Here is a 14,714-nt window from a genome sequence, read left to right as displayed (position 1 = left end):
GCACTGCCGGGGGCGGGCAGGATTTCCGTGGTTCTTGCATAGCGTCTGATCAGCTCTTCGCAGCGGGTCATTCGATCGAAGGAGGGAGTTTAAGCCCACATGGGCCAGCTTACTCAGGATACCCGCCTCTGCGAACTCAAGACGCCTCTTGGCAAGGACGTTCTGGTTTTTGCCGGGTTCGAAGGCTCGGAAGGTCTCAGCGAACTGTTCGAGTATCGCATCGAGTGTCTCAGTGAGGATGCCGACCTCGACTTCGATCGTGCCATCGGTCAGCAGTGTACGCTGACCATAAAGCTGCATGAAAAGGAGCGCGAGTTCAGTGGCATTCTGACGGAGGCCCAATGGCTCGGGGTGAAGAACGACTATTTCAGCTACCGGATCGTTCTGAGGCCCTGGCTATGGCTGTTGTCGCGGACAACTGATTGCCGGATCTTTCAGGACAAGAAGGCGCCCGACATCATCAAGGAAGTATTCAACGAACGTGGCTTCACCGACTATGAATCCAAACTGACCGAAGAGGGTTCCTGTCCGAAGCTCGAATACTGCGTTCAGTACCGCGAGACCGACATGAATTTCGTGTGCCGGCTGATGGAGCAGCACGGCATCTCCTACTTCTTCAAGCATGAGGGCGGCAAACACACGCTGGTGTTGGCGGACTCCAAATCGTCGCACAGCCCGATCAAAGGTCTTGCTACGATTCCCTACATCCCGCTGACGGGTGCCGATCGTCGAGGCGAGCAACACATCTATGAATGGGTGTCGGAGCGCCGGTTTCGCACCGGCAAGATCGAACTCAACGACTACAACTACCAGAAGCCAAACGCTCAGTTGATCAGCGATGCCAAGGTCTCCGAGCATTACACTCGGTCGGAGATGGAGTATTACGACTATCCCGGGAAGTTCAAGGAAAAGTCCGACGGCGAGCGCTACGCGAAGATCCAGCTCCAGGCGGAGCAGGCGATGGACCGGCGGCGTCGCGGCAATGGTGACGCGGTCAACCTGTTCCCCGGTGGGCTGACGAAGCTCGAAAAGCACTCCAAGGACTCGCAGAACGTGGAATATCTCGTGGTGCGAGCCACGCACTCGTTCTCGCTCGAATCTTACCGCACCGGCGGTCCCGGCGACGCCGGGCAACATGTCTATTTCGGTAGCTATGAGTTTCTGCCAAGCGATCGGCCGTTTCGAGCGCTGATGATGACGCCGAAGCCAAGGATTAACGGCATCCAAACGGCCAAGGTGGTGACCAAAGACGATAATTCGAACGAGGAAATCGACGTTGAATCGCTGGGCGAAATCTATGTCCGCTTTTTCTGGGATCGGAAGAAGAAGCGGTCGTGCCGGTTGCGCGTGGCTCAGGTTTGGTCTGGCAAGCGCTGGGGCGGCCAGATCATCCCGCGCGTCGGACAGGAAGTGGTTGTCGAATTCCTGGAGGGGGATCCGGACCGGCCCCTGGTGATCGGCACCGTGTACAACGACGAATACAAGCTGCCCTATGATTTGCCGTCGAAGAAGACGGTTGCAGGATTGAAGTCCGACTCCACCAAAGGTGGTGGCGGCTTCAACGAGTGGAACTTCGAGGACAAGAAGGGATCCGAGAAGATCACGGTGCATGCTGAGAAGGACCACGACGTGACGGTCCGCGACACCGAGACACGGACCATCGGCGAAGCTGCATTCGGCGGCGACACCCGCAAGACCACGCTCAAGAAAGGCAATGATAAGCTCGATATCGAATTGGGCGGTCAGCACATCACGCTGGCCATGGACCAGTCTGTCAAAGCGGGCATCAGCATCACGCTCACGGCCAATGCCAATATCACCCTACAGGTTGGTCCCAGCCAGATTATCCTGAGCCCGGCGGGCATCGTCATCAACGCGCCGACGATCGCCATGACAGCGCAGGCCGGCATGGCGCTTGCAGCCGGCGGTCCGCTGGTCGCGCACGGCACTCCAACTCTTGTCGGCTGACGGTCATGGGGCAGGTTCGGTTCGGCACGGTACGGGATCTGTTTCAAGCCTATCCCTTGGCGCGTTATGATGTCGGCAAAGCCGATGCCGACAAGCCTTCGCTGGATTTCCTTCAGGAGGCCGCCGATGCCCGCAACTGGTACCAGGCCGTATCTTACTGCGCCTATCTGCTTCCCAGGCGCGTGGCGATCGCCTGGGGATGCCGCTCTCTGCGACGGATGTTCGACCATTTCGACGCCTACGACAGCAGGTCGCTGAATGTTGTGGAGACCTGGGTCCGGCAACCGGACGAGCAGTCCCGGAACAAGGCGCTGGCCGTCGGCAATGCCAACGATCCTGAGCAGCCAGCGACATGGCTGGCGCTGGCGGCCGGCTGGTCCGGTGGAAGCGTGGTTCCCCCGGAATTTGCGCCCGTGGAAGCCAAGCCAGATCAGGCCGCACGGGCGGTGCGTGCAGCGCTGCTGATTGGCCTCTGCCGGCTCCCCCGTGACTCCCGGGACCAGATAATGACGTCATGCCTGGAGGATGGTATTCAATTGGCGCGCGGCGAACCGCGCCCTCCGCGCTAACGAGACGATGTGATGGTGCTTCGCTTTAATATCGAGAACGAACCGAACCTTCCGGACGGCGGACCTGTGTCGTTTACGGTCACCGGCAGGCGCTCGGTCGATATTGGCCGGGATCGTCACCTCGACTGGACGCTGCCGGATCCGGCGCGGACGATTTCCGGAAAGCACTGCGAAGTGCACTTTCGCGACGGCGGCTATTGGCTGCACGACGTCTCGACCAACGGCACCTTTCTCAATGGTGCCGACCAGCGCATGCGGGGGCCCCACCGCTTGCGCGACGGCGACCGACTGACGATCGGTCACTACATCATCGGAGTTTCGCTGGAGGATGAGGCTGGCGGGCGCAGCCCAAACCATGAGGCGCAACTGCACGAACCCTCGGTCCAGCAGCATGCCGATTACGGAGAGCTTTGGACGGCCGATCGTGACGTTCCGCCGCCGATCGATCCGCACCTGTTGAAGAAGCCACGCGAGGCTGCGCGGCCCGTCAATCCGGGGTTCCTGGATTGGGCGGCGAGCGTCCCGGCGCCGGGTGTAGACCCATTTCGACCGTCATCGCCGACGTCTCCGTACCAACCGTCCGTGCAGGACGACGACATGAACTGGGCAGCGGGTCCGGTCACCGCGCCGAAACCGCAAGTCGAGCGCCCCCCAGTCAAGCCGACCCCACGCCGGCCGTCGGTGTGGATCGATGATGAACCAGTCGGTGCACAGCCGCCGGCATCGCTATCACACCAAGAGGTTGCGACGCCGCGCCAAACGCAAGCATCAGGCGAGGGGCCTGTCACGGCCAAGCCAGTCGGCGGTACCGAGTTCGCGCGACTGGTGGCGCGCGCTGCAGGATTGCCGGACAATTTCTTTGCCAACAAGTCCGACGCCGAACTCGCCGAACAGCTTGGCATCATCTTGCGTATGACCGTGGATAATCTCATGGCGCTGCTGCAAGCGCGAACCCAAGCCAAACAGCTGACCCGCAGCACCAGCCAGACCACCGTCCAAGCCCTCGAAAATAATCCGCTGAAATTCTCGCCGACCGCGGAAGAGGCGATGCGCATTCTCTTTGGGCCGCCGACGCGCAGCTACCTCGACGCACAGCGCGCCTTTGCACAGGGCTTCAGTGATCTCAAATCACATCAGTTGAAGACCTACATGGCGATGCAGCACGCTGTCCATGAGCTGATTGCGGACATAGATCCGACGCTGATGGCGCGCGAGCTCGAGCTTCAGCGTGGCGCAAGCTCCTGGCTCGGCACGAACAAGGGCAAACTCTGGGACGAGTTCTTGACGCGCTGGAAGGCGCATCTTGGCCGCGATAACAGCGCGCCGATCGAAATCTTTATGTTGCACTTCTCGGACTATTACGACCGCGGCGACAAGCCCGGTTCAAAGTAAGCTGTCGGCGACCATGCGGTCGCCGACATTTTCTAAGTGGATGTAGGAATGTCTTGGTACAGCAAGGTTTTCTGGTCGGAAGGTCTGTTTCTGCGGCCGCATCATCTGCAGCAGAACGACCGCTACATCGAACACTTGCTGGAAAAGCGCGTTCGCTACACGACACCATACCCCTGGGGCTTTGCCCAGCTGGAGATCGATAAGGATCTTACCGAACAAAGCAAGTTCGCGGTGCGCAATGCGTCCGGCGTTATGCCGGACGGTACGCCGTTCGATATCCCTGCGGACAGCCCAATTCCCGAAGCGATCGATGTGCCGGAGACGGCCGCAGGCCAGATCGTCTGGCTGATGATGCCTGTCGCGGCACCAAACACCCGCGAGGTCGACGAGGACCGCACCGACAGCGCCAGTCGTTATGTTCGTACTTCGGAAACCTTCATTGACTCGACCTCGGCGCTACGCATCGAGGAAGAGATCGACATCGCCTATCCGCGCTTGTCGTTCGAACTGCGCAAGACCAGCAAGCCCGGATACATGGGCCTCGGCATCGCGCGCATTCTGGAAGTGCGCGACAAGAACATCCTGTTCGACGACAAGTTCGTGCCGCCGATGCTGGTCTGCGCCGCGCATCCGATCATCGATGGTTGGCTCAACCGCATCATCGGCTGGGTTGAGACCAAACTCGACGAGCTGGCGCGTTACGCGGTCGATCCGTCATCCGGCGGTGGGTTGCAGAGCGTCGACTATCTGGTCCTGCAAGTGCTGAACCGTACCATTCCCGTGCTGACTCATTTCCAACGCTCCGGCAGCGTGCACCCCGAGCGCCTGTACGAGGAATTGCTGAGGTTCGCGGGTGAACTTGCGACTTTTTCCACGGCGGAACGGCGGGCGCGCAACTATCCGGCGTACGATCATGACGATCTCGAGAACGTCTTCACACCATTGGTGAGCGACATCCAGGACTTCTTGAGCGCGCGGCTGGGCCGGCGGGCGATCCGCCTGGAGATCATCGAGCGCGCGCAGAATGCGTTCGTATCGCCGATCCGCGATCGAGCGCTATTCCGAAATGCGACCCTGGTGCTGGAGGTTGCCGCACGGCGGCCACTCGTGGAGATCCAGAACGATTTCCCGCAGCTGTTCAAGGTCGGGCCGAACACCAAGATGAACGAGATCGTGCACGCAAACTTGCCGGGCCTGACCTTGGTGCATTTGCCGACGCCACCGCCGCATATCCGGGCCATCACGGATCACGTCTATTTCTATCTCGACCGCAAGTCGCCGCTGTGGCCCGAGTTCAGCACGGCGGCCTCGATCGGAATGCACTTCTCCGGCGACTGGCCGGAGCTTGAGCTGTACCTTTGGGCTATCCTGGAAGACAGGCCATGAGCGACAGGGACAAGCCGGTCAATCCTTTCGGTCGGGGCGAACGGACGATCATCCGTCCCAACCCCGGCGGGAAGTTGCCGCCGGCGCCGACCTCTCAGCCTCCGCCGGGCGAGGGGCCTGCAGCACGTCCGGCCTATTCGCCGTCACCCGTACCTTCTCCCGGCGCGCCAGCGCCACCATCATCCTTTTCGCCCGTTCCACAGGGCTCGCACTACGCCTCCGCGCCGGCCAGCCATCCAACCGAGGAATGGATCTCGACACCCGCGCAAGGCCAGGTGCCGCAACCCATGCTGCCGGCAGGGCCGCCGTTACGCGTCGACGATCTCGTCGCGCCAAATGCCAATCCAGTGATGCGCGCTGCGGGCCCATTGCTGCAACTGCTCGGTCGGTTGCGGGTGGCGCTCATGCGCGCGTCATTCGCGAGCCTGATGGAGCAGGTCGCAGACGCTATCAAATTCTTTGAGAAGGACATCCGTTCAGCGGGCATTTCCGAGCACCAGGCCAACACAGCGAAATATATCCTGTGTGCCACTGCCGACGATATCGTGCAGCACATCCCAACCGAGGAGCGTCACGTCTGGACGCAATACTCGATGCTGAGCCGCTTCTTCGGCGAGCGTGTCGGCGGCGTCCGTTTCTTTGAGATCCTCGACCATTTGAAGATTGATCCACTGGTCAATTATCCGGTCCTCGAACTTCAGCACGCCTGCTTGGCGCTTGGTTTTCAGGGCATTCACCGGACGTCAGGGGGCGGACTTGCGAACCTGCAGCTGATCCAGCGTAACCTCTATGAATTGCTGCGCCGGGTCCGGCCGAAGACGATGACCGACCTGTCGCCCAACTGGCGCGGGCAGGCGCTGGCGGCGCGCCGGCAGCGTTTGCGTGTTCCGGTCTGGCTCGTGGCGGCCGTCGTCGCCGCGCTGCTGACCGGGTCCTATTTCGTCCTGCGGACGCTCCTCGCTGGCCGGGCAGAGAATGCTGCCGAGGTCGCGCTCGCGCTCCATCCGGCCGGCCCGATCGAGCTCAAGCGCCAGGTCGTTGCACCACCGCCGCCACCTCCGCCTCCGCCGCCACCGGATCGCATCACCCAGTTGCAACGCATCCGCAACGCGCTCGCGAAGGAGAACACAGCCTGTGCCATGACCGCAGACCAGACCCCCAGTTTCATCGTGATCAGGGTCTGCGATCTGGCCTTGTTTGCATCGGGCCAGGCGACCATCCTCGACGGTTTCAAGCCGATCGCACTCCGCGTCGCAGCAACCCTCGACAAGGAGCCGGGACGGATCCGGGTCGTCGGCCATACCGACAGTTCGCCGATCCGCACAGTCCGCTTCCCGACAAATTTCGAGTTGTCGGTCGAGCGCGCCAAGGCGGTTGCCGCGGCACTGAAGCCTGGCTTGACCGATGGTTCGCGCGTCGACGTCGAGGGCAAAGGAGCAGATGCGCCAATCGCCAGCAACACGACACCCGAGGGACGCGCCAAGAACCGGCGCGTCGAGATCTTTATCGAACGCAGCGAATAGGCAGATTCCACCGGGTCAGGTGGTTTGCGACAGGTACGGTTAGATGCTTGCCAAGGACATTCTTCGCATCGTTCTCTACGGGGTCGGGCTCAGCTCGCTCGGAGCGGTGATCTATTTCGCCGGTCCCTTCATTGCGTTCGGCGATTGGCGGCCGCTGGAGAACCATATCGTCCGGCAGATCGCTATTCTGCTGCTCACCACGATCGTCGCAGGCATCGTTGGCCTCAATCTGTTCAAGCGGCGCAAGGGTGCTAAGGCGATTGCCGATGGCATCGCTGGTGCGGACCAGCCCGTCAGCGATGAACCGGTGCTCAAGGAGCGCATGAAGGATGCGCTCGCGACGCTGAAGACCGCCAGCGGCAACAAATCGGGCTTTCTCTACGATCTGCCGTGGTACGTCATCATCGGTCCGCCCGGCGCCGGCAAGACCACGGCGCTGGTCAATTCCGGGCTCAAATTTCCGCTCGCGCGCGGGGCGACGCCCGCGGCGATCGCGGGGGTCGGCGGTACCCGCTACTGCGATTGGTGGTTTACCGAGGAGGCGGTGCTGATCGATACCGCCGGCCGCTACACCACCCAGGACTCCAATAGCAAGGCCGACAAGGACAGCTGGCTGGCGTTCCTGGACATCCTGAAGAAAAGTCGATCACGCCAGCCGATCAACGGCGTCCTTGTCGCCATCAGTATCGAAGACATTCTAACGCTGCCGAAGCAGGAGCTCGCACTTCACGCCGATGCCATCAGGATGCGCCTGCTCGAGCTGCATCAGAGGCTCAAGGTCAGCTTCCCGGTCTACGCGCTATTTACCAAAGCCGATCTCGTTGCCGGCTTCACCGAGTATTTCGCCTATCTCGGGGATGCCGGCCGCCGCCAGGTCTGGGGGGCCACGTTCCAGACCGCCGACAAGACCCAGAATCTGGTGGGGCAGATCCCGGTCGAGTTCGACCGTCTGCTGGAGCGCCTGAGCGAGGAGACGCTCGACCGTCTGCAGGACGAGCCGACGCCCCAGCACCGCGTGCAGTTGTTCGGCTTTCCGGCACAGATGGCGCGGCTCAAGCCGCAGATCCACGATTTCCTCAACCTGATCTTCGAGCCGACGCGCTATCACGTGAACGCGAACCTGCGCGGTTTCTACTTTACCTCGGGTACGCAGCAGGGCACGCCGATCGACCAATTGATCGGGTCGCTGGCACGTACGTTCGGCGCTGAGGAGGTCGGTTCCGGATCCTATTCGGGCACGGGCAAGAGCTTTTTCCTCGCCGATCTGATTTCCAAAGTCATCATCGGCGAAGCCGACTGGGTCTCGACCGACCGTGCCGCGGTGCGCCGCGCGCTAATCCTGAAAACCGCGGCCCTATCATTGATCGGCCTGGTCTCGATCGGACTGATCGCAGCCTGGCTGACGAGCTACAAGCGGAACTCCGATTTGATTGAGCAAAGCCTGCAGGCCGATAGCGAGTATGCAGCCGCCGGCGCACCAATTATCAAACAGACGCTGATTGCTGATCATGATCTAGACAAGGTGCTGCCGCTACTCTACCGGCTGCGCAACGCCCCGGCAGGCTACGGATCGCGCGGCGAGTCGGTGCCTCTGTCGGCTCGCTACGGGCTCAGTCAGCACGCCCGGCTGTTGTCGCCCTCGAAGGCGGCCTATCATACGGCGCTTGAGCGCATGTTCCGGCCGCGGCTGCTGTATCGCCTGGAGGAGCAGCTCAATGCGCGCATAAACGAGCCTGCCTTTGTCTACGAGGCGCTCAAGGTCTATCTGATGGTCGGCGGCCTGCAGTCGCCGGACCGCGAGTTGATCCGCTCCTGGACGCAACGTGACTGGGCGGACAACCTCTATCCTGGCGCCACCAACGCGGAAGGGCGGCGTCTGCTCGACGAGAACCTCGTGGCAATGTTCGACCTCGAGACCGAACAGCAGCCGCTGGTCGAACTCGACGGCCGGTTGATCAAGCAGGCCCAGAGCTCCTTGGCGCGCCTGAGCGTGTCGCAACGTGCCTACGAGTTTCTGAAGTCGGAGGCTCGCGCATCGACCGCTGGCGACTGGATCGCCAGCCGCCATGGCGGACCCGACATGGGTGTCGTGTTCGAAACCACGACGGGGCAGCCTTTGGACGCCGTGCGGGTACCCGAGTTCTTCACGTATAATGGCTTCCATCAGAAGTTCGTTGCCCGGCTGTCCGGATTGTCTGAGCGGATGAAGCGGGAGCGATGGGTTCTAGGGGATGCCGGCCAGCAGTCGGCCATCGACCAGCAGTACGACAATCTGGCCGGCGATCTGCTCAGCATCTATTCCAACGATTTCGTGACGACCTGGCGAACGGCGCTCGGGAGCCTGCGCCTGAAGAAGCTGCTCGCCGACAAGCCGAAATATGAGGTGCTGCGGGCGCTTTCGGCGCCGACCTCGCCGATGCGGCAAATTCTGGAATCGGTGCGCGACGAGACGGTGCTAACCAAGGAACGGGCGAAGCCGGCGAGCGCTTCGGCAGCCGCCGCCGCACCGGCGCCAGCACTCTTCACGAATGCCCAGGATGGACCGCCTGGCGCGATGATCGAGGCGCAGTTCAAACCTTACCACGCGGCGCTCGAAGGCGAGAGCACCCGCCGGCCGATCGACTCGACCGTCGCGAACCTGAACGACATCGCGCAGAACCTGACGCTGATCATCGAGAATCCCCAACTGACCGCACAGGCCACAGCTGCGCTTCAGACCCAGGTCGCAGCGCTCCGCAACAATGCCTCGCGCATGCCGCCGCCATTCTCCGACATGCTGCGAGCAGCAGCCGCGGAGTTCGAAGGCAGCATTGCGGCTTCAACCGCCGGGCAAATCCTTCAAACGTTGCGCGATCAGGTCACGCCGGTCTGCCAACAGACCGTGACCAACCGCTACCCGTTTATCCGCAGCAGCAGCCAGGAAGTCCCGCTGGCGGATTTTGCCAAATTGTTCAGTCCGAACGGCGTTATGGACAAGTTCTTCACCCAGTATCTGGCACCTTATGCCGACACGTCGCGATCGGACTGGGTTTGGCGAAAGGAGAGCCCCGTTGGTCGGTCGTTCTCGCCGGATACGCTCAAGCAATTCCAAAATGCGGCCTATATCCGCGACGCCTTCTTCCAGACCGGCGGCGGTTTGCCGGCGGTATCGTTCGCGATCCGGCCGCCTGGGGCAGCCGGGCCAGGCGTGACCGTCAAGACCGAGATCGGCGGCACCACAATTACAAGCCCAACCACACCTGGTCCAGCGACCTCATCCTTGTTCGGCGGTCCGCAACCTACGCCACCGCCACCGCCACAGCCACAGAGCAACTCGCCAACGACCGTCCTATGGCCGGGCCCCGCGCCGCGAACTGCAATTTCAGTCAGCAACGACACCGGCCCGCCATCCGTGCTTGAGCGCATTGGTCCCTGGTCGTTGTTTCGGATGCTGGAGGCTGGCTCGTTAGTGGTGAAAGCGGAAACGGCCAGCGCGACTTTCATCGTCGCCGGGCGCGAGCTCAGCTATCAAATTTCGACTGGATCGTTGCGCAACCCGCTGAATCTGTCAGTGCTGCGTGAGTTTCGTTGCCCGACCGGGATATGACCATGCGTTGCGGGTTATTCGGCAAAATCGGCGCGAAGCGTGACTTCATCGCGATCGCAACTCCGCGCAGCTTCCTGGAAGCTTGGGAGCCGTGGGTACAGGCTGCGCTGTCAGCAAGTCGCCACCAGCTTGGCCCAGGATGGCAGCAGGCCTTTCTGACCGCGCCGGTCTGGCGGTTTTGGCTCGGTGCCGCAATCTGCGGAACGACGGTGGCGGGGGCGATTATGCCCTCGCTCGACGGGGTGGGGCGATACTATCCCTTGACCCTGCATGCGGTGACCGGCGAGGCCGTCTCGCTGCCGCCGCCGAGCATTGATCCGCAGGACGAATGGTTCGGGCAAGTGGAGGCGTTCCTGCTTTCGACCCTGGATCGGGCCGCGACCTTCGAGCAGATCTCCGATGGACTGGACCGGCTTGCGGTGCCACGACTGCAGGAGACCATCGCCAGCGGTCCGCCGATCACGTCGCTTGGTACTGCGGCAATGGGGAGGGCTTCGGCGGTCGACGCCTTCGCGGGGGCGTTTGCAGCACTTTGCGCCGCCAACCCACAGGTCTACGCCGCGGCTAGCTTCTGGTGGACCGCCGGAGGGGAAGGCTTTCCGCCAATGGCGCTGAGTTGCCGAGGATTACCAGATCCGTTTCACTACATTACGCTGCTGACCGGTGATCCCGGCCTCGCGGCATCCGGGAATGGATGACGCACGATGGTGCATACCCCATCCTTGTTCGATGTTGGTAGCATTACCCATGCCGGAAGGGTGCGGGAGCGGAACGAGGATTCATGTTTGGTACGAACCGACGTTGGCCTGTGGGCCGTCGCCGACGGTATGGGTGGTCACGAGGCCGGCGATCTCGCCAGTCGCATTGTAGTGCAGTCGCTTGACGCGATCGGCACGCCAGAATCAGCCGCAGACCTGCTGGCGGAATGCGAGGAGCGGCTATTCAGCGCAAACCGGCAGATACTGGCGCTTAGTCGTGAACGACAGGGTGCCACCGTCGGGACTACAGCGGCGGTTCTGCTCGTTCGCGATAGCTACTATGCCTGCATATGGGCGGGTGACAGCCGGGTTTACTTGATCAGTCGCGGCGCAATTAGCCAAGTGTCGCATGATCACAGCGAACTGGAGGAACTGATCGCCGAAGGTGCGCTGTCGCGCGAAGACGTGAATGATTGGCTGAGCAATGCCATTACTCGCGCCGTCGGTGTCGCCGATGATCCGGAATTTGAGGTGGTAACAGGCCCGGCCGAGCCGGAGGATGTCTTCGTGATCTGCAGCGATGGCCTGACCAGGCACGTGCGGGACGACGAGATCCTGCAGCACGCGGCTACGCGACGCGCCCAGGCAGCTTGCGATGACATGCTCGCGCTGGCTCTTGATCGTGGCGGGCTTGACAACGTAACGATTGTGATCGTGCGACTGCTGACGCCACGATCTCAGGAGGCGACAAGATCTCCGCTTGATCGCGAGCCGCAACCATGACCCCGAACGATCCGTTCCGACCGTCCTATCAGGGCGTGCCCCCCGGCACCCGTCTCAACGGTATCTACGAGATCGAAGCGGTGATCGGCGCGGGCGGCATGGGTGAGGTCTACAAATGCCGAGAGATCCAAACTGGATCGCCTGTTGCCGTGAAAATGCTATTGCCCGACATGGTCGATAACGAGGCGGCGCTCGCGCTGTTCCGTCGAGAGGCCGCGGCACTCCACAATCTTCCGCATGACGCGATCGTTCGCTACTTCCTGTTTACGGTGGAGCCGGTGCTGCAGCGACCGTATCTCGCGATGGAGTTCGTGAATGGCCGCTCGCTCTCGAACATGCTCGACGATGGACCGTTGACTTTCGAGGCGCTGATCAAGCTGATGCTGCGCGTCGCATCGGGACTGGAGGCTGCCCATGAGCACGGCATCATCCATCGCGACGTTTCTCCGGACAACATCATTGTTCCGCTCGACGACGTCAGGCGGGCTAAGATCATCGACTTCGGCATAGCCCGGTCGACCCAGATGGGTGACAAGACCATCATCGGCTCGGGCTTCGCTGGCAAGGACAACTACGCATCGCCGGAACAGGTAGGGTTGTACGGCAATGACGTGACCGCGAAATCCGATGTCTACAGCCTCGGTCTTGTGCTGTTTCACGCTCTGACCGGACAGAAGCTCGACATGGGTGGCAGCCAGTTTCAACTGGTGGAGAAGCGTCGGCGTGTTCCCGATCTCGGTGCGGTGGATATGCGCATCCGGCCTTTGCTGGAGCGGATGCTGCAGCCTGATCCGGCATTGCGCCCGACCATGGGAGAGGTCGCCAGCTGGAAGCCGACCGGTTTGGTGCAGACGCCGGCCGCGCCGTTATATGGTTTCGATCCGCTGCGGCGGCCGGAAGGCGCGGCGCCGGTGGCGCAGGACAGGATGCCGTCGACCGCGCGGAGTCCGCGCGGCCGCTGGCTGGGGGCGGGCGTGGCGGCTCTGTTACTGCTGGTCGGCGGTGGTGGATATGCCTTCTACAAGCTGGTCTGGTCAGCGCCCGGCACCGCGGTCTTGCCGCCACCTCCAAAACTCGCCGGAACAATGGCGCCGCCGAAGGTCGAGCCCGCTGGACCACAGCCCGGGCGCCAAGAGCCGGAGAAGTTGTCTGCGCAGCCGACGGCGACGCCGTCTCCGGCACTCGATGGGGCGGGGCGAGCTGAGCGCATCCGCAAATACGTGGCCCAATATTCTGGCGGTGACTGCTTCTTTGTCTTGCCGATTGCCGTGAGCCCAAATGCCGCTGTCATCGAAGGGTTCGGTGCCTCGACCGCCCCATTCGACACCTTCGACAAAGCGTTTCGGCGTGAGCAGGGTTTCGAGGCTTCGATCGGCGTCAGGCAAGTGACCCAGGCGCAATGCCCAGCCGTCAGGTTCTTGAGTCAGGTCGGGAGCGATCAGGCGCGAATCCCACGCATCACCCTGTCAGCGACAGAGCTGAAGGGGGGTGAAGCCCTCAATGGGACCATTGAGAATTTTGCCAACCGCGTGGTCGAGCTGCTCATGGTGTCGGATCGCGGCGAAGTCCAGAGCCTGTCTTATCTTCTGAAGCCGGGCATCGACTCGCTTTCGTTTACGCTCCCGACAGCGCGCGCGAGCGGTCCGCAATTGCTGTTGGTCGTGGCGGTTCCGCAGGTTCTGGACTCATTGCGCCAGCCGCGACCGATAGCTGCCGATACGTTCTTCCTCCAGGCGCTGAGCGAGGCTCAGCGCAACAAGGTGACCATCATCGCGGCCGCGCGCTACGTGCTGCTCACCAATTGACCGGCACGCTCAGAATGTTCCGATCACCAGGATTTTCAGGTCGGCATCCGGCTTGAAGTCGTTTGCCGTATATTCAAGCGTATTTCCGGTAGCAGACGATGCCTTGAGCCGCCCAGGACAGAAGCTCACCAAGCGGTCGTTGCCGCCTGGGTCGATAGTCAGCTTGAACGACCGGATCGGCCCGGCCCAATTCGCGCCGGTCTTGAGCACGTATGATATGCGCCTCTCCTGCAGGTTTGCGCTGTTGATCTGGTTACTGCCCGCGCGCTTGTCGAGCTCGGCGAGGAACGTATCCTGGACGCAGTATTCTTTCCGGTAACGGGCGACTTGCTGACCCAGTGCGCTGCTGCGGCGTAGGCTCGGGCGCAGGATGGTGTCAGGACTGGAGCCGACGCTCGGCCGGTACTGGTGTTCGACCGTGACGGTGCGCATGGGCGGAAACACCTGCTGGCGCACAGCCGAGGTCTTGATAACCCAGCCTGGCGCATACTGCTGGCGACCGTTGTCGCTCATTCCGGCAGGCATCATAAGTCCGTCGTCCACGAGCCGGGTCCGAGTCGCCGCGGGCAGGTCGCTCAGCCGGATCTCGCGGCCACCAATCGGCAGCAGCGGTAGCTTGAGTTCGCGGAGCAGGGCACTGACATCCCTGTTGCCAACCATGGCGCGCTGATCGACGGTCAGCGGCGCCGGGCTGCCGTCGACCCTGGTCTCGAAGTCGACGAAGTTGATCGGATCATTTGAAGGTAGTGCAATGTTCTCAGCCTCCGACAGGTCAATGTCGGGCAGCGGAAAGGCAACAGTAAGCGTGACCGGCTTGGCAGTGACGTTGGCGAATTGGTAGCGAACACTGATTCTGTCGAGCCCGATACTAAGGTTCTCGCTCTCCATGGCCACGTCATTGGTGCGTACGAACTGGAGCCCGCCGATCGACAATTCCGCAGCCGAGTCGTTGGCGCGTGCCGGCCAGCCCGTCGCAACCAGCAGCGCGACCATCAAGGCCCGTA

The 14,714-nt window shown here is 62.0% G+C and carries 10 protein-coding genes; 9 read left to right on the top strand and 1 reads right to left on the bottom strand.

Going from position 1 to position 14,714, the window contains the following annotated elements; translation table 11 throughout:
• Positions 1-99 precede the first annotated feature (99 nt).
• From ACVWW6_RS34280 to ACVWW6_RS34240, 9 genes are all read left to right on the top strand, one after another.
• Entirely contained in the window at positions 100-1,968 is a 1,869-nt protein-coding gene (locus tag ACVWW6_RS34280) for a type VI secretion system Vgr family protein (protein ID WP_456682230.1), read from the top strand.
• A 5-nt stretch (positions 1,969-1,973) separates the two neighbouring features.
• Complete coding sequence (locus ACVWW6_RS34275) at positions 1,974-2,537, top strand: DUF6931 family protein (protein ID WP_011086378.1); 564 nt, start codon at positions 1,974-1,976, stop codon at positions 2,535-2,537.
• Between the two features lie 12 nt (positions 2,538-2,549).
• The gene (tagH, locus tag ACVWW6_RS34270) at positions 2,550-3,929 is read left to right on the top strand and encodes a type VI secretion system-associated FHA domain protein TagH (RefSeq protein ID WP_456682229.1); all 1,380 of its coding nucleotides are present in this window, start codon (positions 2,550-2,552) and stop codon (positions 3,927-3,929) included.
• 48 nt (positions 3,930-3,977) lie between these two features.
• The gene (gene tssK / locus ACVWW6_RS34265) at positions 3,978-5,315 is read left to right on the top strand and encodes a type VI secretion system baseplate subunit TssK (RefSeq protein ID WP_456682228.1); all 1,338 of its coding nucleotides are present in this window, start codon (positions 3,978-3,980) and stop codon (positions 5,313-5,315) included.
• A gap of 287 nt (positions 5,316-5,602) precedes the next feature.
• On the top strand, positions 5,603-6,838 hold the full coding sequence (gene tssL / locus ACVWW6_RS34260) for a type VI secretion system protein TssL, long form (protein ID WP_456683215.1): 1,236 nt from the start codon (positions 5,603-5,605) through the stop codon (positions 6,836-6,838).
• 43 nt (positions 6,839-6,881) lie between these two features.
• The gene (gene tssM / locus ACVWW6_RS34255) at positions 6,882-10,424 is read left to right on the top strand and encodes a type VI secretion system membrane subunit TssM (protein ID WP_456682227.1); all 3,543 of its coding nucleotides are present in this window, start codon (positions 6,882-6,884) and stop codon (positions 10,422-10,424) included.
• A complete protein-coding gene (tagF, locus tag ACVWW6_RS34250) occupies positions 10,421-11,122 on the top strand; it encodes a type VI secretion system-associated protein TagF (RefSeq protein ID WP_011086383.1) in 702 nt (233 codons plus the stop codon). Before tssM ends, tagF begins: the two co-directional genes overlap by 4 nt.
• A 6-nt stretch (positions 11,123-11,128) precedes the next feature.
• Entirely contained in the window at positions 11,129-11,905 is a 777-nt protein-coding gene (locus ACVWW6_RS34245) for a PP2C family protein-serine/threonine phosphatase (protein WP_028170703.1), read from the top strand.
• Entirely contained in the window at positions 11,902-13,710 is a 1,809-nt protein-coding gene (locus ACVWW6_RS34240) for a protein kinase domain-containing protein (RefSeq protein WP_456682226.1), read from the top strand. Before ACVWW6_RS34245 ends, ACVWW6_RS34240 begins: the two co-directional genes overlap by 4 nt.
• Positions 13,711-13,719: 9 nt before the next feature.
• On the opposite strand, the gene ACVWW6_RS34235 is transcribed toward ACVWW6_RS34240, so the two are convergent.
• Complete coding sequence (locus ACVWW6_RS34235; RefSeq protein ID WP_038967721.1) at positions 13,720-14,703, bottom strand: DUF4424 domain-containing protein; 984 nt, start codon at positions 14,701-14,703, stop codon at positions 13,720-13,722.
• Between the last annotated feature and the right edge of the window lie 11 nt (positions 14,704-14,714).

This window comes from Bradyrhizobium sp. USDA 3311, assembly GCF_054062495.1.
This window is presented reverse-complemented; position numbering and strand designations above follow the sequence as displayed.

Bases quoted from the DNA above. Each gene is read 5' to 3' on its own strand.
- tagF (WP_011086383.1), top strand. From the start codon at position 10,421: ATGACCATGCGTTGCGGGTTATTCGGCAAAATCGGCGCGAAGCGTGAC.
- ACVWW6_RS34240 (WP_456682226.1), top strand. From the start codon at position 11,902: ATGACCCCGAACGATCCGTTCCGACCGTCCTATCAGGGCGTGCCCCCC.
- ACVWW6_RS34275 (WP_011086378.1), top strand. From the start codon at position 1,974: ATGGGGCAGGTTCGGTTCGGCACGGTACGGGATCTGTTTCAAGCCTAT.
- ACVWW6_RS34280 (WP_456682230.1), top strand. From the start codon at position 100: ATGGGCCAGCTTACTCAGGATACCCGCCTCTGCGAACTCAAGACGCCT.
- ACVWW6_RS34235 (WP_038967721.1), bottom strand. From the start codon at position 14,703: ATGGTCGCGCTGCTGGTTGCGACGGGCTGGCCGGCACGCGCCAACGAC.
- ACVWW6_RS34245 (WP_028170703.1), top strand. From the start codon at position 11,129: ATGGTGCATACCCCATCCTTGTTCGATGTTGGTAGCATTACCCATGCC.
- tssK (WP_456682228.1), top strand. From the start codon at position 3,978: ATGTCTTGGTACAGCAAGGTTTTCTGGTCGGAAGGTCTGTTTCTGCGG.
- tagH (WP_456682229.1), top strand. From the start codon at position 2,550: ATGGTGCTTCGCTTTAATATCGAGAACGAACCGAACCTTCCGGACGGC.
- tssM (WP_456682227.1), top strand. From the start codon at position 6,882: ATGCTTGCCAAGGACATTCTTCGCATCGTTCTCTACGGGGTCGGGCTC.
- tssL (WP_456683215.1), top strand. From the start codon at position 5,603: ATGCTGCCGGCAGGGCCGCCGTTACGCGTCGACGATCTCGTCGCGCCA.